We start from the raw sequence: 19,806 nt of genomic DNA on the forward strand, positions 1-19,806 counted from the left end.
GTGATGCGGCGGAGTGCGGAGGCGGTTGCCCCCTCCCCGACCCTCCCCCTCTTCGAGGGGGAGGGGGCCAACTGCGAAGCGGCGGCCGTCCCCTCTCCCGCGGCAGCGGGGGAGGGTTAGGGAGGGGGCAACCGAAGCCGACGCCCCGCCCCTTACTGGTAGCCCTTCGGGAACGGGTTCGGCTCGATGAGGTCCGCCGTCTCGTAGACGACGTCGAACTGGCCGTCCGGACGGGCACGGCCGACGCGGGTCTTGCTCCACAGGTGATGGTTCCCATGGACGCGGACATAGCCTTCCGGCGCGCCGCTGAATTCGATGCCCTCCGACGCGACGGCGATCTTGTCGATGTCGAAGCTCTGCGCCTTCTCCACCGTCAGCTTCCACAGCCAGGGGCCGAGATAGCCGGCCTGGGTCACGTCGCCGATGACGCTGTTGGCGCCCCACATCGCCTTGAAGGCGGCGACGAACTTCTCGTTGTTGGGATTCTGCAGCGACTGGAAGTACTTCATGCAGGCGTAGGCGCCGGCGATGTTCTCGCCGCCGATGCCGAGCATCTCGTCCTCGGTGACCGAGATGGTCATCAGCACCTGCTTGTTCAGGTCGATGCCGGCCGCCTTCATCTGCTTGTAGAAGGCGACGTTCGAGCCGCCGACCACCGAGGCATAGATGACGTCCGGCTTGGTCAGCTTGATCTTGTTGATGACCGAGTTGAACTGGGTGTGGCCGAGCGGGAAATACTCCTCGCCCACCACCTTCTGGCCCTTCATCTCGATGTGCTTGCGGGCGATCTTGTTGGAGGTGCGCGGCCAGATGTAGTCGGAGCCGATGAGGAAGAAGCTCTTGGCGCCCTTCTCCTTGGTCACCCAGTCCAGCCCGGCGAGGATCTGCTGCGTCGCCTCCTGCCCGGTGTAGATGACGTTCTTCGACTGCTCCAGCCCCTCGTAGAAGGTCGGGTAGTAGAGCATGCCGTTGTACTGCTCGAACACCGGCAGCACCGCCTTGCGCGAGGCCGAGGTCCAGCAGCCGAACACCGCCGCCACCTTGTCCTCGACCAGCAGCTTGCGCGCCTTCTCGGCGAAGGTCGGCCAGTCGCTGGCGCCGTCCTCCTGGATCACCTCGATCTTGCGGCCGAGCACGCCGCCCATCTCGTTGATCTGGGCGATGGCCAGCTTTTCGGCCTGCACCGAGCCGGTCTCCGAGATCGCCATGGTGCCGGTGGTGGAATGCAGGATGCCGACCTTCACCGTGCTGTCGGTGACCGCCAGCTTCGTCGTGTTGACGGCGTCGGTCGGCAGCGCCTGGGCCAGCGCGCCGCGCGGCAGCAGCCCGACGGCCGGCAGCGCCGCCATGCCGAGGAGGAGCTTGCGGCGAAGCGGAGACGGCAGCCCGCCAACGGGCTTGCCCGCATCGATCTTATCCGAGGACATGAAACCTCCTGCTGTTCGCCGTTGTCGCCCTGCAACGGCGGCGCGCAACCGGGCGCGGCCGTCGGACAGGCGGTGTTTTTTGGGGGGTGGGCGGAACGTTCCGCGTTAGGACAGCCCGATGGTTGGCCGAACAGTGCATCGCAGCAATACGTGGATTTGCGTATAGGGGTGCCGATCGGCAAATCGTTATAAAATCGCGACAGACTGCAACCGCCCGCGCAGCCGCAACCACCCCGAAGCGAGTGGAACAGTTGCTTTCACTCGCAAGAAACGACGCGATTCAACTGTGTTGTCTGGCCGATCTGTTCCTGACAGACTGGCGGGGACGCAGGCTTTATTAGCGAAAATGCCCGGAAACAGGGCTAAGAAATAATCAGTTGCACGAACATATCCTCAGGAGGGTGAATGGGGCCGATGGCGGGGCGCCAGAGGGTGGTCGCGATCCGGCGGACCTACAACCGGTGGGTCGCCAACCAGACGCTGGAGGATTACGCGCTGCGCTTCACCGCGCGGAAGGCGCGGCGGTGGTCGCCGTTGCGGGTCGCCAACACGGCCCTCGGCTCGATCTCCTTCCTGGCGTTGGAGGCCATCGGCGGGGCGATCACGCTGAGCTACGGCTTCACCAACGCGGCCCTCGCCATCCTGGCCGCCGCGATCCTGATCTTCGCCAGCGCCCTGCCGATCAGCTACTACGCCAGCCGCTACGGCGTGGACATGGACCTGCTGACGCGCGGCGCCGGCTTCGGCTACATCGGCTCGACGATCACGTCGCTGATCTACGCCTCCTTCACCTTCATCTTCTTCGCCATCGAGGCGGCGATCATGGCGACGGCGCTGGAGATGGTCTTCGACCTGCCGCTGGCCGCCGGCTACGTCGTCAGCTCGCTTCTGGTCATCCCGCTGGTCGCCTACGGCTTCACCGTCATCAGCCGCCTCCAGCTGTGGACCCAGCCGCTGTGGCTGGCGCTGCACGCCCTGCCCTTCCTGTTCATCGCCGTCCAGGACCGCGAGGCCTTCGACGCCTGGACCAGCTTCACCGGCCAAGCAGGCGACGCGGGCGGCGCCTTCGACCTGATGCTGTTCGGTGCAGCGGCGTCGGTGGTGTTCTCGCTGCTGGCGCAAATCGGCGAGCAGGTCGACTTCATCCGCTTCCTGCCCTACGACCCCGCCGCCACCGGGGCCAAGCGGCTGCGCTGGTGGGCGGCTCTGGTCGCCGCCGGGCCGGGCTGGATCGTCATCGGCACGATCAAGCTGCTGCTCGGCTCCTTCCTGGTGGTGCTGGCGCTGCAGAACGCCGTGCCGCTGGAGATGGCGGCGGAACCGACGCGGATGTACCTCGTCGCCTTCCAGTATGTGACGCCGTCGCCGCAGCTGGCCCTCGGCCTGACCGGCCTGTTCGTCGTGCTGTCGCAGCTCAAGATCAACGTCACCAACACCTACGCCGGCTCCATCGCCTGGTCGAACTTCTTCTCGCGCCTGACCCACAGCCATCCCGGCCGGGTGGTCTGGGTGGTGTTCAACGTCGTCATCGGCCTGATGCTGATGGAGCTCGGCATCTACAAGACGCTGGAGCCGGTTCTTGGGCTCTATTCCAGCGTCGCCGCCTCCTGGATCGGCGCGCTGGTCGCCGATCTGGTGGTGAACAAGCCGCTGGGTCTCAGCCCGCGCCACGTCGAGTTCAAACGCGCCCACCTTTATGACATCAACCCGGTGGGCGTCGGCGCCATGCTGCTGGCGACGGTGCTGTCGATGCTGGCCTTCCTCGACGCGCTGGGGCCGACGCTGAAGGTCTGCGCCCCCTTCCTCGCTTTCGGCACCGCCTTTGTCGCGGCCCCTGCCATCGCCTGGGCGACGCGCGGCGGCACCTACATCGCGCGCCGCCCCTTCGACGACTGGAACGGCGCGGAGTCGATCCGCTGCTGCATCTGCCAGCACGCCTTCGAACCGGAGGACATGGCACACTGCCCGGTCTACGCCGGGGCGATCTGCTCGCTCTGCTGCTCGCTGGACGCCCGCTGCGGCGACGGCTGCAAGACCGACGCGCGGATGGGCGTGCAGCTGCGCCGCGCACTGGACGCCGTGCTGCCGCCGCGGGCGGCGACGGCGCTGAAGGCGCGGCTCGGCCATTATCTGGGCGTCCTGCTGATGCTGGCGCTGGCGGTCGGCGCGGTGCTGGCGCTGGTCTATGTCGAGGTCGCCTCGGTCAACGCCGAGGCGCAGGCGCTGATCGGCAGCACGCTGTGGAAGGTCTTCTTCATCCTGATGATCGTCGCCGGCGTCGCCACCTGGCTGTTCGTACTGGCGCGCGAGAGCCGCAGGGTGGCACAGGAGGAGACGCAGAAGCAGACCGCCCTGCTGATCCAGGAGATCGAAGCCCACGAGCGCACCGACGCCCAGCTCCAGAAGGCCAAGGAGGCAGCGGAGGCGGCCAACCTCGCCAAGAGCCGCTATCTGGTCGGCATCGGCCACGAGTTCCGCACGCCGCTCAGCGCCATCTTCGGCTACGCGCAGATCCTGGAGCGCGACGCCGCCATGCCGCCGCACCGGGTCGACGCCGTCCGCGTCATCCGGCGCAGCGCCGAGCATCTGGCCGGCCTGCTCGACGGGCTGCTCGACGTGTCGAAGATCGAAAGCGGCCGGCTGCAGCTGAACCGGGGCGAGGTGCGCTTCGGCGATCTGCTCGACCAGCTCGTCGGCATGTTCCATTTGCAGGCGGAGGCCAAGGGCATCGCCTTCCGCTTCGACGCGCCGGAGGACCTGCCGCCGGTCGTCTTCACCGACGAGGGACGCATCCGCCAGATCCTCATCAACCTGCTGTCCAACGCAATCAAGTTCACCGATTCCGGCTCGGTCTGCCTGCGCGTGCGCCACCGCAGCCAGATCGCCGAGTTCGAGGTGGAGGACACCGGCCCCGGCATCGCCGAGGCCGACCGCGAGCGCATCTTTGAACCGTTCGAGCGCGGGTCGGCCGCCAACCCGATGGTGCCGGGCATGGGGCTCGGCCTGACCATCACCAAGTTGCTGACCGAGGTGATGGGCGGCGAGATCACCGTGACCAGCACGCCCGGCAAGGGCAGCCTGTTCCGGGTGCGGCTGATGATGTCGGCGGCGATGCTGTCCACCACCGCCAGCCAGCCCGACCACCCGATCCGCGGCTATCGCGGCCCGCGCCTGACCGTGCTGGTCACCGACGACGACCTCGCCCACCGCAGCCTGCTGTCCGACCTGCTGGCGGAGCTGGGCTTCACCGTGTTCAAGGCAACCGACGGGCCGACCTGCCTCGCCATGGCGGAACGGCACCAGCCGGACATCCTGCTGCTCGACATCTCCATGCCCGGCATGAACGGGCTGGAGGTGGCGCGGCGCCTGCGCGCCGCCAGCCACAGCGACACCACCATCATTCTGGTGTCCGCCGACACGCGGGAGGACCGCTCCGGTCCCGGTTCCGACGGCGACCAGCCCCACGACGGCTTCGCCGCGAAGCCGGTGTCGATCCCGAAGCTGCTGGCCTGCATCGGCCGGCTGCGCGGCATCGAGTGGGAGTACGAGGCGCCGGCCGACACCGACGCCGGGCCGCCGGTCTTCGCCCCCTCGGAGCTGCCGCCGCAGCACCACATCGCCGAGCTGATCCATCTCGGCCGCATCGGCTATGTGCGCGGCATGCAGGCCAAGCTCGCCGAGATCGCCGCCGCCCATCCGGAGCTGGAGCGCTTCGTCGGCCGCATGCGCACGCTCGTCAGCAATTACGACCTCAACCAGTATATGGCCGCGCTGGAGGCAGTGTACCGCGATGACAAGCCCCGCCATGACAACTCCCGCCATGACGAGTCCAGCCATGACGATGAAGCCCGTAACCAAACCGCGTGACGTCGTCCTGGTCGTCGACGATTCACCCGAAGCCCTAAGCTTCCTGACCGACGCGCTGGAGGAGGCCGGGGTGACCGTGCTGGTCGCGCTGGACGGCCGCAAGGCGCTGGCCCTGCTGGAGCAGGTGACTCCTGACGTCATCCTGATGGACGCCATCATGCCGGGGCTGGACGGCTTCGAAACCTGCCGGCAGTTGAAGCGCAGCAGTCAGGTCGCTCATGTCCCGGTCATCTTCATGACCGGGCTGACCGAGACGGAGCACATCCTGAAGGGCTTCGCCGCCGGCGGTGTCGATTACGTCACCAAGCCCATCGTCGCCGAGACCCTGATCGCCCGCATGTACGCCCATCTCGCCAACGCCCGTGTGGCCCAGAGCACGCGGGCGGCGCTGGACGTCACAGGCCGCACCCTGCTGGCCGCCAACCACCGCGGCGAGGTGCTGTGGTGCACGCCGCAGACCACCCGCATGCTGGAGGCGGCCTTCGGCACCGCCGGGGGGGATGGCGTCTCCCTGCCGGAGGAGGCGCGGCGCTGGCTGGCCGACCGTCAGGCCGGCGGCCCCGGACGCAAGCCCGACAGCGTGGTGATCGCCACCGGCACGGACGGCCGCCGCCTGCGCCTGAGCCCGGTCGGCCAGACCGGTCCCGACGAGATTCTCCTTCAACTGGCCGAGGAAACGGGCGCCGGCGAGGACACCCAGCTCAAGGACAAGCTGTCCCTGACCCCGCGGGAAGCGGAGGTGCTGATGTGGGTCGCCAACGGCAAGCCCAACCGCGACATCGCCGAAATCCTCGGCCTCAGCCCGCGCACCGTCGACAAGCATCTGGAGCAGATCTACGCGAAGCTCGGCGTCGAGAACCGCGCCGCCGCCGCCGCGATGGCGGTGCGGGCGCTGAACGGCCGGTAGACGTCCGCAAGTTCAGCCGGTCAGCCGGACATAGACGGTCGGGAGGATGTCGGGCAGCCGCTCCACCCGGTCGACCGGCAGCACATTGCGCCGGCCGAAGATGCGGTGATGCGTGTGGGGATCGCCGCCCAGCGCCACGCAGACCACGTCGATGCCCCGCCCGGTCAACTCCCGCACCGCCTTGCGGGCGTCCTCCACCAGATGGCGAGGATCGGGGCAGTCGATGTCGGACGGCTCGCCGTCGGTCACCAGCAGCAGCAGGCGGCGCAGCGTCGGCTGGGCGGCGAGCGCCGCGCCGGCGTGGCGGATCGCCGCCCCCATCCGCGTCGACCAGCGCCCGTCCAGCCCGGCGAGGCGCCCGCGCGCCGCCGCGTCATAGGGTTCGGCGAAGCGCTTGACCGGCAGCCAATGCACCGCCTCCCGCCCGTCGGAACGGAAGGCGGCCAGGGCGAAGCGGTCGCCGGCCGCGGCCAGCGCGCCGGCCAGCAGGTCGGCCGACCGGCGTTCGAGGTCCAGCACCGTGCCGTCCCCCGCCCGATCGTTGGCCGGATCGTTGGTCGAGTGCGACGCGTCGAGCAGCAGCAGGACCGACAGGTCGCGGCCGCGCCGCCGCACCCGCCGGAAGACACGCATGTCCGGAGCGTGACCGTGGCGCCGCGCCGCGCTCGCCGCGATGCAGGCGTCGAGGTCGAGATCGTCCCCGTCCTTCTGCCGCCGCAACCGCTCCGGCCGCGCCACCACCGCGTGGCGGACCAGGGCGCGGACCCGGCCGGCGAGCCGGGGATCGGCGGGCGCCTCCAACGGCCGACGGAGTTCCGGCTCGCATTCCACCAGCTGGACGAAGTCGGGCCGGTGCAGGCCGATGCGGTGGTCCCATTCCGGGTAGCGCGCCACCGGACGCAGCGCGGTGGTATCGGCGACGGCGAGCGGAGCCGGCGCGGAAGAGTCCTGCGGCGGTCCGTTCCGACGGGTCCCCTCGCCCTCCGCCGGCTCCGGCCGAACCGCCTCCAGCGGGTCGTCGGCATCGCGCGGCGGCTCCGGCGGGGTGTCGTACAGCCAGAGACCACCGTTGTCGTCGCGGTAGGGAGGATCGACGCGGTGCCCCCGGGCGTTGATCTGGACCCGCGTCTTGCCGAGGTCGCCGGCCAGATCGCCGCCGAGCGCCAAGCTGAAATTGGGATCGTCCCAGCGCTCCGGCCGCTCGAAGAACAGGCGCTGCCCCTTGTCGACCCAGGCGTTGCCGTCCCGGTACCCGGTGTCGAACAGGGCGCGCGCCAGCCGTTCCAGCAAGTCCGCCGCCATCAGCGACGGCGAGGGTTCGACGCGATGGAACGGCGCCCACAGCCGCCGCAGGCCGGGAAGGCGCCGCATCGCCAGATGCTCCACCCGCGCGTCCTCGACCAGCGAGACGACGATGGTCAGCAGCGGCTTCAGCCCCTTGGCCGGCCAGGGTCGTGAGAACATGCGGTGCGCCCCGGCATGCGCCAGCGCCGCCCGGTAGAGGTCCAGGGTCGGCCAGACCGCCGGCAGCCGGACGAGGTCGGCGTCGAAGCGGGGCCGCAGCGCCGCCGGATCGCCCTCCCGGACCAGGGGCCGCAAGGGGGGATCGCTTCCCCACAGCGCCGCCCCGTAGGCCCTCAGCCGGCGCTCGACATCGGCCAGGGCGATGTCTCCACCAACGCCGTCCATCGCCGGTCAGAAGCAGGCGCCGACCGCCGCCGCCAGCGCGTCGCGCAGGTCGGGGTCGTCGGTCAGCGGCAGGACGATGGCCATCCGGCAGGCGGCCTCCGGCGCGACGCCGCGGGCGATCAGCCGGCCGGCGTGGATCAGCATGCGGGTCGAGGCGCCCTCTTCCAACCCGCGGCCGCGCAGGTTGCGGCTGCGCTCGGCCACCGCCACCACGCGCCGCGCCATCGCCGGTTCGATCCCGGCCTCGTGCGCGACGATCGCGGCCTCGACGGGCGCCGCCGGATAGCCGAACTCCAGCGCGGCGAAGCGCTGCTTGGTGGATTCCTTCAGGTCCTTTGCCACGCTCTGATAGCCGGGGTTGTAGGCGACGACGAGCTGGAAGTCGGGGTGGGCGGTCAGCAGCTCGTTGCGCTTGTCGAGCGGCAGCGCCCGCCGGTCGTCGGTCAGCGGATGGATGACGACCGTGGTGTCGGCGCGCGCCTCCACGACCTCGTCGAGGTAGCAGATGGCGCCGTGGCGCACCGCCAGGGTCAACGGCCCGTCCTGCCACACCGTCCCCTCCGCCTCCAGCAGGTAGCGGCCGAGCAGATCGGAAGCGGTCAGGTCCTCGTTGCAGGCCACAGTGACGAGCGGCCGGCCGAGCCGCCACGCCATATGCTCGACGAAGCGGGTCTTGCCGCAGCCGGTCGGCCCCTTCAGCATCACCGGCAGGCGGTCGGCGTGGGCCGCCTCGAACAGGGCGATCTCGTCGCCGGCCGGGCAATAGTAGGGTTCCCGCGCGATCCGGTAGCTGTGGAGCGCCATGCCATCGGCCTTTCGCGATGCGATTGCCGGGGGGTCAGCGGTGCGCCGGCTCGTCCGCCGGGATGCCGTCGATCGGGCATTCGGGCGTGCCGACCGTCTTGCGGGTGAAGGATTCCACCATGGCCCGCGTGCCCTCGGGATCGCTCACCCATTGACGGTAGAAGTCGTAGGGGCAGGCCGCCTCCCCCTTCACCCCGTCGTGGCTGTTGATCATGCCGGTGTAGCCGCGATGGACCAGCTTGAAGAGGTGGTTCTCCGATTGCCCGTGCTTGCGGAAGTCGCGGATCAGCGACTTGGAGAGCTGGGCGTACTGTATGCCGTACTCCTCCTCGCCGCATTCGCCCAGTGTGCGGCCGTCGAAGCCGACGATGGCGGAATGGCCGAAGTAGGAATAGACACCGTCGAAGCCGGCGGCGTTGGCCACCGCGACATAGGTGTTGTTGGCCCAGGCCATCGCCTTGGCCATCAGCACCTGCTGGTCCTTGGCCGGGTACATGTAGCCCTGGCAGCGGACGATCAATTCCGCCCCCTTCATCGCGCAGTCGCGCCAGATCTCCGGATAATTGCCGTCGTCGCAGATGATCAGGCTGATTTTCAGGCCCTTCGGCCCCTCCGACACGTAGGTGCAGGTGCCGGGATACCAGCCCTCGATCGGCACCCAGGGCATGATCTTGCGGTACTTCTGCACGATCTCGCCCTGATCGTTCATCAGGATCAGGGTGTTGTAGGGCGCCTTGTGGGGATGCTCCTCGTGCCGCTCGCCGGTCAGGGAGAAGACGCCCCACACCTTTGCCTTGCGGCAGGCGGCGGCGAAGATTGCCGTCTCGTCGCCGGGGATGGTCGCGGCGGTCTCGTACATCTCCTTGGAATCATACATGATTCCGTGGGTCGAATATTCGGGAAAGATCACGAGGTCGAGGCCGGGCAGGCCCGTTTTCATGCCGACCAGCATGTCGGCGATTTTCTGCGCGTTCTCCAGCACCTCCGCCTTGGTGTGAAGGCGCGGCATCTTGTAATTGACGACGGCGACGCCGACGGTGTCGTTGCTGCTGGTGATATCGCCGTGGATCATCTCGATCTCCCTTGCGTGACGGGGGCACGGGGCGGCGCGCGCGGGAAGCGGGCTGAGCGTCCGGCTTCCGCATTGTTTTCGCACGCCTTCTTGTCCCGATCGATCATCGGGGAGCGGCGGATGGACGGGAATACGCGATTCCCCGTATGGCCGGCGCGGCGCGCGGGCGGAAACGGCGCGGTGCCGCTCCGGGGTCAACCTATACGCAGGTATGGATGGCGCGCCCTGGCCAAGCTGTTGAAATGGAACGCCCGCGACGGAGGTGGTTGACGAGGCGGGCCCCGGTCGGAGTGCGATGTCGTGTTGAGCGTTCCCACCATCTGTGTCGTCGACGACGACGAAGGCGTCCGGGAAAGCCTCGGCAATTTCCTGCGCTCGGCCGGCATGCGGGTCCGCACCTTCGCCACGGCGGAAGCGTTCCTCGCCCACGAGGGGGACGCCGACTGCCTCGTCACCGACCTGAACCTCAAGGGCATGGATGGTTTCAGCCTGCAGATGGTGCTGCTGCAACTGGGCCGCCGCCCGCCCGTGATCGTGATGACCGCCTTTGCGACGCCGGCGGTGCGCAGCCGCTCGCTGGCGCTGGGGGCCTGTGCCTTCGTGACCAAGCCGCTCGACCCGGAAAACCTGCTTCTCCTCATCGAGGACGCCCTCTCGACACGCCAGGGGACTCCCGAACCATGACCGGAATGGTGCCGCACGGTGGCACGCCCATCCGGAGGTACGACCTCGACGGCTTTGCCGCCGGGGAGCGGACGGGCTACCATGCCGCGGCCGGCCGCGCGCTGCGACGGCGCGGGGACGTGGGCGCGGGGACGTGACGGAGGAACCCATGGGGGATCGCACCATCGTCGACGGCGGCAGGTCCGGGGACGCCGTCCCCACTCCGGCCATACCCGTCCAGGAAGGCCCCGCCCTGGTCTGCGTCATCGACGACGACGCCGACGTGCGCTGCGCGATGGAAAGCCTTCTGCGCTCCGCCGATTACCGGGTGCTCACCTTCGCCACGCCGGACGAGTATCTCGCCTGCGCGGAGGCGGTGGACGCCGCCTGCCTGCTGCTGGACGTCTATCTCGACGGCGCCGACGGGCTGGAGGTGCAGCAGGCGCTGCACGACCGGTCCATCGCCGTGCCGGTGGTGCTGATGACCGGCCAGGGCGACATCCCGATGACGGTGCGCGGCATGAAGGCTGGCGCCGTCGATTTCCTGACCAAGCCCTTCGCCGAGCAGGACGTGCTGCGGGCGGTCGGCGAAGCGGTGGCGCTGGACGGCCGCCGCCGATCCGCGCGCGGCCAGGACGACGCGGTGCACACCCTCTACGCCACCCTGACCCCGCGGGAACGCGACGTGATGGGGCTGGTCACCGCCGGGCTGATGAACAAGCAGGTGGCGGCGAAGCTGGCCTTGAGCGAGGTTACGGTGAAAATCCACCGCGGCAACCTGATGCGCAAGATGCACGCCCAGTCGCTGGCCGACCTCGTGCGGATGGCCGAGACCCTCGGGGCGCGCGAACGGACCGTCACCCGCTACGGCGCGGCAGGTTGAGGTCCTACCGCCGCCGATGCCACCGTCAGTCGGGCGCAGAGCGCTCGGCCGACCAGCGGGTGTCGGTCCTGAATGGAGAAAGGACCGCCGGGGCGGGACCCCGGCGGCCCATTTTTGCGGCGACCTGCCCGATCAGACCGGGATCGGGTTGTCGGCGATGTAGCTGTTGAAGCCCATCACCAGGGCGTGCTCGTTGGGGCCGGCGTTGTCGCGCATCGGACGGGCGCTTTCGACGATAGCCTCCTCTGCGTCAGTGGCCAGCGCGGCCATCGTCTGCTCGATGAAGGCGTCCAGCGGCATGGCGCGCGGGTCGTCGCCCTTCTTGATCAGGTCGGTGTTGACCCAGGGCGGCGCGATCTCCTGCACGGTGACGCCGGTGCCGCGCAGCATGAAGCGCTGGGACAGCGTGTAGCTGTGCAGCGCCGCCTTGCTGGCCGAATAGACCGCGGTGGTGGCCAGCGGCGTGTAGGCGAGCACCGAGGTGTTGTTGACGATCGCCGCGCGCGGCTGTGCCTTCAGATGCTCGATCAGCGCCGAGGTCATGCGGATCGGGCCGAGGAGGTTGGTCGTCAGGATCGACTGCGCCTGCGCGTCGTCCATCGGGCCGGAGGCGTCGTCGAACGGCATGATGCCGGCGTTGTTGATCAGGACGTTCAGCGTCGGGTTTTCGGCGATCAGCCGTTCGGCCGCGGCCTGGATGCTGGCCGGGTCGGCGATGTCCAGCTCGATGGCGGTCATGCCGGGGTTGGCGGCGGTCACCTCGTCGAGAAGGGCCTTGCGCCGGCCGGCGATGATGACCCGGTTGCCGAGCTTGTGGAACGCCTCGGCCAGGCCGCGGCCGATGCCGGAGGTCGCGCCGGTGATGAAGATGGTGTTGCCGGTGAGTTGCATGGCTCGGTGTCCGTTCGGTTGAAAGAAAGCAAGGGGGAGCGTCGGGGAAAGCAATGCCTTCCCAGGAAAACGCCAACTTTGACGATGGAAAAGGCTACCGCCGCCGAAGCATCGCGGGATGCCATGTCCAGGTGTCGGGGAAGTCCCGGCTTGGTCGGACGCTCACTCCAGCGCCGACAGGCGGCCGCTTTCCACGGCGCGACGGACCACCTGCGGCGGTTGGCCATAGGCGCGCAGGAAGGCGCGGCGCATGCGCTCGCGGTCGGCGAAGCCGGTTTCGCGGGCGATGATGTCCATGGAATGCCGTCCTTCCTCCATCATCACGCGCGCCGCCTCCAGCCGCAGATGCTCGACGGCCTTGGCCGGGGTCTGGCCGGTCTCCTGGCGGAACAGACGGCTGAACTGGCGCGGGCTGAGAGTGGCCGCCTCCGCCAGCTCCTCGACAGACAGCTCGTTCTTAAGGTTCTCCTTGGCATAGACCAGCACCCGGCGCACCCGGTCGGAGCGCGGTTCCAGATCCAGCAGGGCGGAGAATTGCGACTGCCCGCCGGGGCGGCGCAGATAGACCACCAGCTTGCGCGCCACCTGCTTGGCGACCTCGGCGCCGAAATCGTCCTCGACCAGCGCCATGGCGAGGTCGATGCCGGCGGTCATCCCGGCGGAGGTCCAGACGGAGCCGTCGACGCTGAAGATGCGGTCCTCCTCCACCCTCACCTTGGGATAGAGGCGCTGCAGCGCCCGGGCGTGGCTCCAGTGGGTGGAGGCGCGCCGACCGTCGAGCAGGCCGGCCTCGGCCAGCACATAGGCGCCGGTGCAGATGCCGGCGATCCGCCGCGAGTTGGCGGCGGCATCGCTCAGATAGGCCAGCAGGCCGGGCGTCGAGGGTTTGACCCGCAACGACCCGATGGTGATGGTCGTGTCGTGGAAGCCGTCGCCGAACGGGACGGTGTCGATGGCGAAGCCCAGCGAGTTGCGCACCGGCCCGCCCCGTTCCGACAGCACATGGACCCGGTAGGCCGGCCGGTCGAGCACGAGATTGGCCATCTCGAAGGCCGACAGCGCGGCCATGCCCATCACCTGGAAATCGTCGAACACCACGAAACCGATGGTGAGCATGCCCCTCTCCGCTCCTGCCCCGTTCCGAAGCCGCCAGCCCCAGGCTTCAGGCCTCGGGACGCCGCGCTGGAGTCAGAGTAGGCGGTCAGCCTCCTGTCTGGAATGTCAAAGACACCACGATTCCGGCCATCGCCGCAGGATGGATTGTCCGTTTTCGTCGGAATGTTGGCCGATCGACGCGTCCAGAGCGGCGACCTCCCGAAGACCCGCAAATCCTTCCAGTGAGAGCCACGGCAGGGCGCATGTTCAGCTGTTGATCGCGGATTGCATGGAAGGCGGTTCCGACCCGCTGTCCGGGAAATGGCAGGCGACGTGATGGCCCGGCGACAACGCTTGCATGGCCGGCGCCAAGCGCCGGCAGACGTCGGCGGCGATCGGGCAACGGGTGTGGAAGCGGCAGCCCGACGGCAGGTCGTAGGGGCTGGGCGTGTCCCCGGTCAGACCGGGCCCGGCGGGAGCGGAGGGGCCGTCGATGCGTGGCGCCGCGTCGAGCAGGGCGCGGGTGTAGGGATGGGCGGGCCGGCGCCACAGGCTGTCGCGGCCGCCCAGCTCGACGATCCGGCCGAGATACATCACCGCCACCCGGTCGGAGACATACTCCACCACCGACAGGTCATGGCCGATGAACAGGAAGCTGACGCCCAGCGTGCGCTGGAGATCGGTCAGCAGATTGAGGATCTGCGCCTGGACCGAGACGTCGAGCGCCGAGACGGGTTCGTCCAGAACCACGACCTTCGGCTCCAGCGCCAGAGCGCGGGCGATGCCGATGCGCTGGCGCTGGCCGCCGGAGAACTCGTGCGGCCGGCGCTGCGCCGCCTCGGGCGGCAGCCCGACCTTGTCCAGCAGGTCGGCGACGCGCGCGCGCCGCTCGGCCCGGCTGCCGATGCCGTGGATCTCCAGCGGCTCGGCCAGCAGGTCGCCGACCGTCCAGCGCGGGTCGAGCGAGGCCGCCGGGTCCTGCAACACCATCTGGAGGTCGCGCCGCGCCGCGCGCATCCGCCGCCGCGTGGCGTGGGTGATGTCCGTCTCGCCCAGCCGGATGGTCCCGGCGCTGGGGTCGAGCAGCCGGACCACCGCCCGCGCCAGCGTCGATTTCCCGCAGCCGGATTCGCCGACGATGCCCAGCGTCTCGCCGGGCGCCAGTTCGAAGGACACGTTGTCCAGCGCGTGGACGACACCGCGCGCCGTCCGGTACTCGACGGACAGCCCGCTCACCCGCAGCACCGGGGTGGCGGTGACGGGGGCGGAAACCGCGGGCGCGGCGAGAACGGCGTCAGAGGGCATGGGTCTCTCCCGCGTGATGGCAGGCGACGAGGCCGCTGCCGGCCCGGCGCGGCGGCGGAACGGCCTGGACGCAGCGCTCGTCGGCCAGCGGGCAGCGCGGCGCGAAGGCACAGCCGGCCGGCATCGCCGCCAGCGCCGGCACGGTGCCGGGAATCTCGGCCAGACGCTCCCGCACCGCGCCGGCCGCACCGGCCCCCGCGCGCGGCTGTGCCGCGATCAGGCCGCGGGTGTAGGGATGGAGCGGATCGGCGAAGAGGTCGCGGGTGTCGCGCTCCTCCACTTTGCGGCCGGCATACATCACCAGCACGCGGTCGACGTAGCGCGACACCACGCCGAGGTCGTGGGTGATGAAGACCACGGCTGTGCCCTGCTCACGCCGCAGCTCGTCGATCAGCGACAGGATCTGCGCCTGGATGGTCACGTCGAGCGCGGTGGTCGGCTCGTCGGCGACCAGGACGGCCGGGGCGCCGGCCAGCGCCATGGCGATCATCACCCGCTGGCGCATGCCGCCCGACAGACGGTGCGGGTATTCGGCGAAGCGGCGCTCCGGATCGGGGATGCGCACCCGCTCCAGAAGCGCCAGAGTCCGCTTGCGCGCCGCCTTGCGGCTGACCGGCTCGTGTTCGAGGATCGCCTCCATGATCTGCTCGCCCACGGTCAGCACCGGGTTGAGCGCGGTCATCGGCTCCTGGAAGATCATCGCGATGCGGGCGCCGCGCACGCGCCGCAGCGCCGCCTCGTCGAGCGCCAGCAGGTCGCGGCCCTCCAGCCGCACCGTGCCGCCGGTCACCCGGCCGGGCGGCGGGATGAGGCCGAGCAGGGCCAGCGCGGTCAGCGACTTGCCGCAGCCGCTCTCGCCGACGATGGCCAGCATCTCGCCGCTCCGGACCGAGAAGGACAGCTCGCGCACCGCCGGCAGCAGGCCGCGGCGGGTCTGGAAGCCGATCGACAGGCCATCGACGGCCAGGACCGGCTCGTTCGGCACGGCGTGGCTCATCGCCGCTCCCCCTTGCTGCTCAACACGTCGTTCAGCCCGTCGCCCAGCAGGTTCAGCGCCAGCACGGCGATGACGATGGCGACACCGGGAATGGCGGCGACGTGCGGATCGGTGCGGATCGTCTCGCGCCCCGCCCCGACCATGCCGCCCCAGCTGACGACGTTGGGATCGCCGAGCCCGAGGAAGGACAACGAGGATTCGGTGAGGATGGCGGTCGCCACCAGGATGGAGGCCGAGACGATCACCGGCGCCAGCGCGTTCGGCAGGATGTGCCGGAAAATGATCCGGGCGTCCGACGCGCCGAGGATGATCGAGGCCTGGGCCAGCTCGCTGTTGCGCAGGCGCAGCACCTCCGCCCGCACCAGCCGCGCCAGCCCCGACCAGGAGGTGATGCCGATGGCCGCGGTGATGGTGGCGATGGACGGCTGCAGGATGGCGACCAGCGCCAGCGTGAACAGGAAGGGCGGGATGGTCTGGAACAGCTCGGTCACCCGCATCAGCGCCCGGTCGACCCGCCCGCCGTAATAGCCGGACAGCGCGCCGATGCCGATGCCGATCACCAGCGACACCAGCGCCGCCACCCCGCCGATCAGCAGCGAGACGCGGGCGCCGTGGAAGATGCCCGACGCCAGATCGCGGCCCATCATGTCGGTGCCGAGCGGGAACGCGGCGTCCTCGCCCGGACGCAGCAGCGGCATCCCCGCCATGTCCAGCGGGTCGCCGGTGAAGGCGATGTCGGCGAAGGCCGCCATGGCCAGGATGCCGGCCAGCAGGAGCAGACCCAGCAGCGCCGACGGGCGGCGCAGCAGCCGTCCGACGGTGGTGTCGCGGAAGTCCGCCCGCGCCGGCGGGAGGGAAACGGTCTCGGGAAGCGCCATCGGTCAGTTGAGTTCAATGCGGGGGTCGAGCAGCGTGTAGACGAGATCGACCGCGATGTTGACGAGGACCACGACCACCGACGAGCAGAAGAGGATGCCGAGCAGCAGGTTGAGGTCGCGCTGGAAGAGCGCCGCGAAGGCCAGCCGGCCCAGCCCCGGCCAGGAGAACACCGTCTCGACCAGAACCGCCCCGCCGAGGATGGAGCCGAGCTGCACGCCGAGCGTGGTGACGATCGGCAGCAGGGCGTTGCGCAGCACATGGCGCCAGGCGATGCGGCGGGGCCGCACCCCCTTGGCCCGCGCGGTGCGGACGAAGTCCTGGCCGTAGACCTCCAGCATCGCCGCCCGCATCAGCCGGGCGTAGATGGCGAGGTAGAACAACCCGAGCGTCACCGCGGGCAGCACCAGATGCAGCGCCACGTCGCCGACCAGGGCGAGGCCGCTCAGGTTGGCCTCGACGCTGGTCATGCCGCCGACCGGCAGCCAGTCCAGCATGACGGAGAAGACGACGATCAGCATGATGCCGACCCAGAAGACCGGGGTGGCGTAGAACAGCAGCGCCACGATGGAGATCACCGTGTCGGTCAGCTTCCCCGCCCGCCGCGCGGCGAGGAAGCCCAGCGAGCAGCCGGCGACCAGCGCGAAGCCGATGGCGGTTCCCATCAGCAGCAGCGTCGCCGGCAGGCGTTGCAGGATCAGCTCCGACACCGGCAGCGACTGGCGGAAGGAGTAGCCGAGGTCGAAGGTCACCAGATTGCCGAGATAGCGGAGGAACTGGACGTAGAGCGGCTGGTCCAGCCCGAACTGCCGCCGCAGCGCCTCCATATACTCCGGCGTCGCCGCCCCCGACTCCCCCGCCAGCACCTGGGCCGCGTCGCCGGGCGCCAGATGCAGCAGGAAGAAGTTGATCAGCGCGATGCCCAGGAGGACGAAGACCACCTGGGCGGCGCTGCGCCTGAGATAGGTCAGCACGGCGCGTCAGTTCCCCTTCGGGGCGTTCACGAAGCGGGCGTTCTTCAGCGAGGAATAGACCTGATCGCCCTGCTCGACGATGCCCTCGAGGTCGGCCGAATAGACCGAGAAGAAGTTCAGCTCCAGCAGCGGCAACGAGGGCACGTCGCCGAGCACGATGTCCTGGAACTCGTTGAACTGGGCGACGCGCGTGGCCGGATCGCCCTCGACGCCGGCTTCCTGGATCAGCGCGTCGGCCTTGGCGTTGCGGTAGCCCGACCCGTTGGTCCAGGGCGTGCCGGTGCCGAGCCAGCCCGACCAGAAAGCGCGCACCACGCCGATCTGCGGATCGGGGAAGGCGTTGTTGTAGGAGATGGCGAAGTCGAAATCGCGGTCGACATAGACCCGCTTGATGAAGGCGGCGCTGTCCTGCGAGCGGATGGTCACCTCGATGCCGACGCGCTTCAGCGCCTGCTTGAGGAACTCGCCGGTGCGGCGGTAATCGTCGCCGTAGGGCAGGAAGTCATGGGTCAGCGTGAAGCGCACGCCGTTGGCGTCACGCTTGAGGCCGGCCTCATCCAGCAGCGCCTCGGCCTTCTTCACATCGAAGGGGTACTGCGGCAGCTTGGCGTTGTGGAAGGTGACGAGCGACGACGGCACCGGGCTGATCGCCGGCTTGGCGTAGCCGAACCACACGATCTTCGCCAGGGCGGCGCGGTCGATGGCGTGGGCGATGGCCCGGCGCACCCGGACGTCCTTGAGATACTGGTTCTCGACGTTGAAATCGAGATAGAGCAGCGGCGACAGCCACTCGTAGCCGCGGGTGTCCACCTTCAGGCGCGGCAGCTTGGCCAGCCGCTCGGCGTCGCGGAAGGGCACCGGGTTGTAGGGGGCGTACTGGATCTCCCCCTTCTCGATCGCGGCGGCGCGGGCGGCGGCGTCGGGGATCATGCGGAACAGCAGCCGGTCGAGGTGTGGCTTGCCGGCCTCCCAGTAATCCGGGTTGCGGGTCAGTTCGACATACTCACCGCGCTTCCACTCCTTGAAGACGAAGGGGCCGGTGCCGATCGGCTTGTTGTTGTACGGGTTGTTGAGGACGTCGGTGCCCTCATAGAGGTGCTTGGGCAGGATCGGGGCGCCGACGCCGTTCAGCACCGACAGGATCGGCAGCGACGGCTTCGACAGGCGCAGGATGACGGTGGCGTCGTCCGGGGTGTCGACCTGGGTGACGTTCTCGAACAGCGACTTGTTGCGCGGGTGGATGGTCTTCCAGACATTCTCCAGCGACCATTTCACATCGGCGGCGGAGAAGGGCTGGCCGTCATGCCATTTCACACCGCTGCGCAGGTGGAACGTGATGGTTAACCCGTCGGGCGCCACCTCCCAGCGCTCGGCCAGCGCCGGCTTCGGCTTCAGCTCGAAGTCGTAGGTGACCAGACCGTCGAAGATGTTGCCGGCAACCACCTGGGTCGGCTGCGCCATGTTGGTCGAGGGCGTGAGCGTCACAGGTTCCGGCTGCAGGATGATGCTGAGGGTGCCGCCCTGGCGCGCTTCCTGCGCCGCGGCGCTATCCATCGCCCCGGGAAGCACGCCGACCACCACCGCCGCGGTCATCATCGCCGCCGCAGCCACCACCAACCTCCGGCGAATCCCACCTGCGACCCGCGAATCCCGTCCCATCATGCTGCTCTCCGGCGCGAACTGTGTAAGGCGCCCGATTAAGCCCAGCGACCATCGGGAGGTCAATATGATTTCACACAAAAGCATCTCTGGTATGCCACAAAAAATAACTGTTATATTAGTAAATAATAACGCCAAGAACCCGCCCTTGGTTGGGGATCGATGGCGGGTTCGTCCAACCCCGCCGCCCGAGCGTTGGTGCCGGCCGTGTATGGGAGGTGAATTTCCGATGCCCCGCCGTCCACCAACGGCCATAGCGCAACAGCCCTCCACCCCACAGCAAGGTCATCAGGACACGCTGAGCGAAGTGACCCGCGCCGACGTGATCGGAAAACAGAAAAACATCCGACGGGGCCTGATGCAGGCCGCCCACGGACTCAGTCCGTCTCGGACGCGGCTGGTCTGAAATGCCGAAAGCCCGTCTCTTGCGAGACGGGCTTTCAACGCTTTTTGGTTGCGGGGGCAGGATTTGAACCTGCGACCTTCAGGTTATGAGCCTGACGAGCTACCGGGCTGCTCCACCCCGCGGGTGTTCCTGGGCCAGGGACCGTGTGCGACGATTGTCAAGCGTGTGTGAAACCGTGTCCGTCCAAGCCCTTGGATGGTTTGGCGTGTGCCGTGGTGACCTGGCGGCGACCTACTCTCCCACGTCTTAAGACGCAGTACCATCGGCGCTGAGGCGTTTCACGGCCGAGTT

General features: G+C 69.0%; 15 protein-coding genes, 1 tRNA gene and 1 rRNA gene. 4 read left to right on the plus strand and 13 right to left on the minus strand.

Going from position 1 to position 19,806, the window contains the following annotated elements:
* Positions 1-152 precede the first annotated feature (152 nt).
* Positions 153-1,427, minus strand: coding sequence for an urea ABC transporter substrate-binding protein (gene urtA, locus FBZ83_RS30250; protein ID WP_145690616.1), 1,275 nt, complete (start codon positions 1,425-1,427; stop codon positions 153-155).
* 405 nt (positions 1,428-1,832) lie between these two features.
* Between urtA and FBZ83_RS30255 the strand changes: the two genes are divergently transcribed.
* Both FBZ83_RS30255 and FBZ83_RS30260 read left to right on the plus strand, forming a co-directional pair.
* Positions 1,833-5,294 carry a hybrid sensor histidine kinase/response regulator gene (locus tag FBZ83_RS30255; protein ID WP_247888546.1) on the plus strand — a complete coding sequence of 1,154 codons (3,462 nt, stop codon included), beginning with the start codon at positions 1,833-1,835 and terminating at the stop codon, positions 5,292-5,294.
* Entirely contained in the window at positions 5,263-6,201 is a 939-nt protein-coding gene (locus FBZ83_RS30260; protein ID WP_247877122.1) for a response regulator transcription factor, read from the plus strand. Before FBZ83_RS30255 ends, FBZ83_RS30260 begins: the two co-directional genes overlap by 32 nt.
* A gap of 12 nt (positions 6,202-6,213) precedes the next feature.
* Here the strand turns inward: FBZ83_RS30260 and FBZ83_RS30265 are convergent, their stop codons facing one another.
* Genes FBZ83_RS30265 through FBZ83_RS30275 form a run of 3 tightly spaced genes read right to left on the minus strand, consistent with a single transcriptional unit; the run spans position 6,214 to position 9,766 of the window.
* Positions 6,214-7,890, minus strand: coding sequence for a nitric oxide reductase activation protein NorD (locus FBZ83_RS30265; RefSeq protein ID WP_145690618.1), 1,677 nt, complete (start codon positions 7,888-7,890; stop codon positions 6,214-6,216).
* A gap of 6 nt (positions 7,891-7,896) precedes the next feature.
* On the minus strand, positions 7,897-8,694 hold the full coding sequence (locus tag FBZ83_RS30270; RefSeq protein ID WP_145690619.1) for a CbbQ/NirQ/NorQ/GpvN family protein: 798 nt from the start codon (positions 8,692-8,694) through the stop codon (positions 7,897-7,899).
* 34 nt (positions 8,695-8,728) lie between these two features.
* Complete coding sequence (locus FBZ83_RS30275) at positions 8,729-9,766, minus strand: aliphatic amidase (RefSeq protein ID WP_145690621.1); 1,038 nt, start codon at positions 9,764-9,766, stop codon at positions 8,729-8,731.
* Between the two features lie 300 nt (positions 9,767-10,066).
* On the opposite strand from FBZ83_RS30275, the gene FBZ83_RS30280 reads away from it, so the two are divergent.
* Both FBZ83_RS30280 and FBZ83_RS30285 read left to right on the plus strand, forming a co-directional pair.
* On the plus strand, positions 10,067-10,450 hold the full coding sequence (locus FBZ83_RS30280) for a response regulator transcription factor (protein ID WP_145690623.1): 384 nt from the start codon (positions 10,067-10,069) through the stop codon (positions 10,448-10,450).
* Positions 10,451-10,598: 148 nt separating this feature from the next.
* A complete protein-coding gene (locus FBZ83_RS30285; RefSeq protein ID WP_145690625.1) occupies positions 10,599-11,312 on the plus strand; it encodes a response regulator transcription factor in 714 nt (237 codons plus the stop codon).
* Between the two features lie 132 nt (positions 11,313-11,444).
* On the opposite strand, the gene FBZ83_RS30290 is transcribed toward FBZ83_RS30285, so the two are convergent.
* The 9 genes from FBZ83_RS30290 to rrf form a co-directional block, all read right to left on the minus strand.
* Complete coding sequence (locus FBZ83_RS30290) at positions 11,445-12,203, minus strand: SDR family oxidoreductase (protein WP_145690627.1); 759 nt, start codon at positions 12,201-12,203, stop codon at positions 11,445-11,447.
* Between the two features lie 162 nt (positions 12,204-12,365).
* Positions 12,366-13,319 (minus strand): GlxA family transcriptional regulator, encoded by a 954-nt coding sequence (locus FBZ83_RS30295; protein ID WP_145690629.1) that lies wholly within the window; start codon positions 13,317-13,319, stop codon positions 12,366-12,368.
* Positions 13,320-13,565: 246 nt separating this feature from the next.
* Positions 13,566-14,603, minus strand: a complete 1,038-nt coding sequence (locus FBZ83_RS30300) for an ABC transporter ATP-binding protein (RefSeq protein WP_145690631.1) — start codon at positions 14,601-14,603, stop codon at positions 13,566-13,568.
* Positions 14,593-15,600, minus strand: coding sequence for an ABC transporter ATP-binding protein (locus FBZ83_RS30305; protein ID WP_145690633.1), 1,008 nt, complete (start codon positions 15,598-15,600; stop codon positions 14,593-14,595). The genes FBZ83_RS30300 and FBZ83_RS30305 overlap by 11 nt, the downstream gene beginning before the upstream one ends.
* The gene (locus tag FBZ83_RS30310) at positions 15,597-16,478 is read right to left on the minus strand and encodes an ABC transporter permease (RefSeq protein WP_145690635.1); all 882 of its coding nucleotides are present in this window, start codon (positions 16,476-16,478) and stop codon (positions 15,597-15,599) included. The genes FBZ83_RS30305 and FBZ83_RS30310 overlap by 4 nt, the downstream gene beginning before the upstream one ends.
* Before the next feature lie 3 nt (positions 16,479-16,481).
* The gene (locus FBZ83_RS30315; protein ID WP_094307401.1) at positions 16,482-17,450 is read right to left on the minus strand and encodes an ABC transporter permease; all 969 of its coding nucleotides are present in this window, start codon (positions 17,448-17,450) and stop codon (positions 16,482-16,484) included.
* A 6-nt stretch (positions 17,451-17,456) separates the two neighbouring features.
* The gene (locus tag FBZ83_RS30320) at positions 17,457-19,061 is read right to left on the minus strand and encodes an ABC transporter substrate-binding protein (RefSeq protein ID WP_247888547.1); all 1,605 of its coding nucleotides are present in this window, start codon (positions 19,059-19,061) and stop codon (positions 17,457-17,459) included.
* Between the two features lie 499 nt (positions 19,062-19,560).
* Positions 19,561-19,637 (minus strand) — tRNA-Met (locus FBZ83_RS30325).
* A 96-nt stretch (positions 19,638-19,733) separates the two neighbouring features.
* Positions 19,734-19,806 (minus strand): 5S ribosomal RNA (rrf, locus tag FBZ83_RS32580); the annotation flags it as partial.

This window comes from Azospirillum brasilense (assembly GCF_007827815.1).
Classification (GTDB): Bacteria; Pseudomonadota; Alphaproteobacteria; order Azospirillales; family Azospirillaceae; genus Azospirillum; species Azospirillum brasilense_C.

Bases quoted from the DNA above. Each gene is read 5' to 3' on its own strand.
- urtA (WP_145690616.1), bottom strand. From the start codon at position 1,427: ATGTCCTCGGATAAGATCGATGCGGGCAAGCCCGTTGGCGGGCTGCCG.
- FBZ83_RS30255 (WP_247888546.1), top strand. From the start codon at position 1,833: ATGGGGCCGATGGCGGGGCGCCAGAGGGTGGTCGCGATCCGGCGGACC.
- FBZ83_RS30260 (WP_247877122.1), top strand. From the start codon at position 5,263: ATGACGATGAAGCCCGTAACCAAACCGCGTGACGTCGTCCTGGTCGTC.
- FBZ83_RS30265 (WP_145690618.1), bottom strand. From the start codon at position 7,890: ATGGACGGCGTTGGTGGAGACATCGCCCTGGCCGATGTCGAGCGCCGG.
- FBZ83_RS30270 (WP_145690619.1), bottom strand. From the start codon at position 8,694: ATGGCGCTCCACAGCTACCGGATCGCGCGGGAACCCTACTATTGCCCG.
- FBZ83_RS30275 (WP_145690621.1), bottom strand. From the start codon at position 9,766: ATGATCCACGGCGATATCACCAGCAGCAACGACACCGTCGGCGTCGCC.
- FBZ83_RS30285 (WP_145690625.1), top strand. From the start codon at position 10,599: ATGGGGGATCGCACCATCGTCGACGGCGGCAGGTCCGGGGACGCCGTC.
- FBZ83_RS30290 (WP_145690627.1), bottom strand. From the start codon at position 12,203: ATGCAACTCACCGGCAACACCATCTTCATCACCGGCGCGACCTCCGGC.
- FBZ83_RS30295 (WP_145690629.1), bottom strand. From the start codon at position 13,319: ATGCTCACCATCGGTTTCGTGGTGTTCGACGATTTCCAGGTGATGGGC.
- FBZ83_RS30300 (WP_145690631.1), bottom strand. From the start codon at position 14,603: ATGCCCTCTGACGCCGTTCTCGCCGCGCCCGCGGTTTCCGCCCCCGTC.
- FBZ83_RS30305 (WP_145690633.1), bottom strand. From the start codon at position 15,600: ATGAGCCACGCCGTGCCGAACGAGCCGGTCCTGGCCGTCGATGGCCTG.
- FBZ83_RS30310 (WP_145690635.1), bottom strand. From the start codon at position 16,478: ATGGCGCTTCCCGAGACCGTTTCCCTCCCGCCGGCGCGGGCGGACTTC.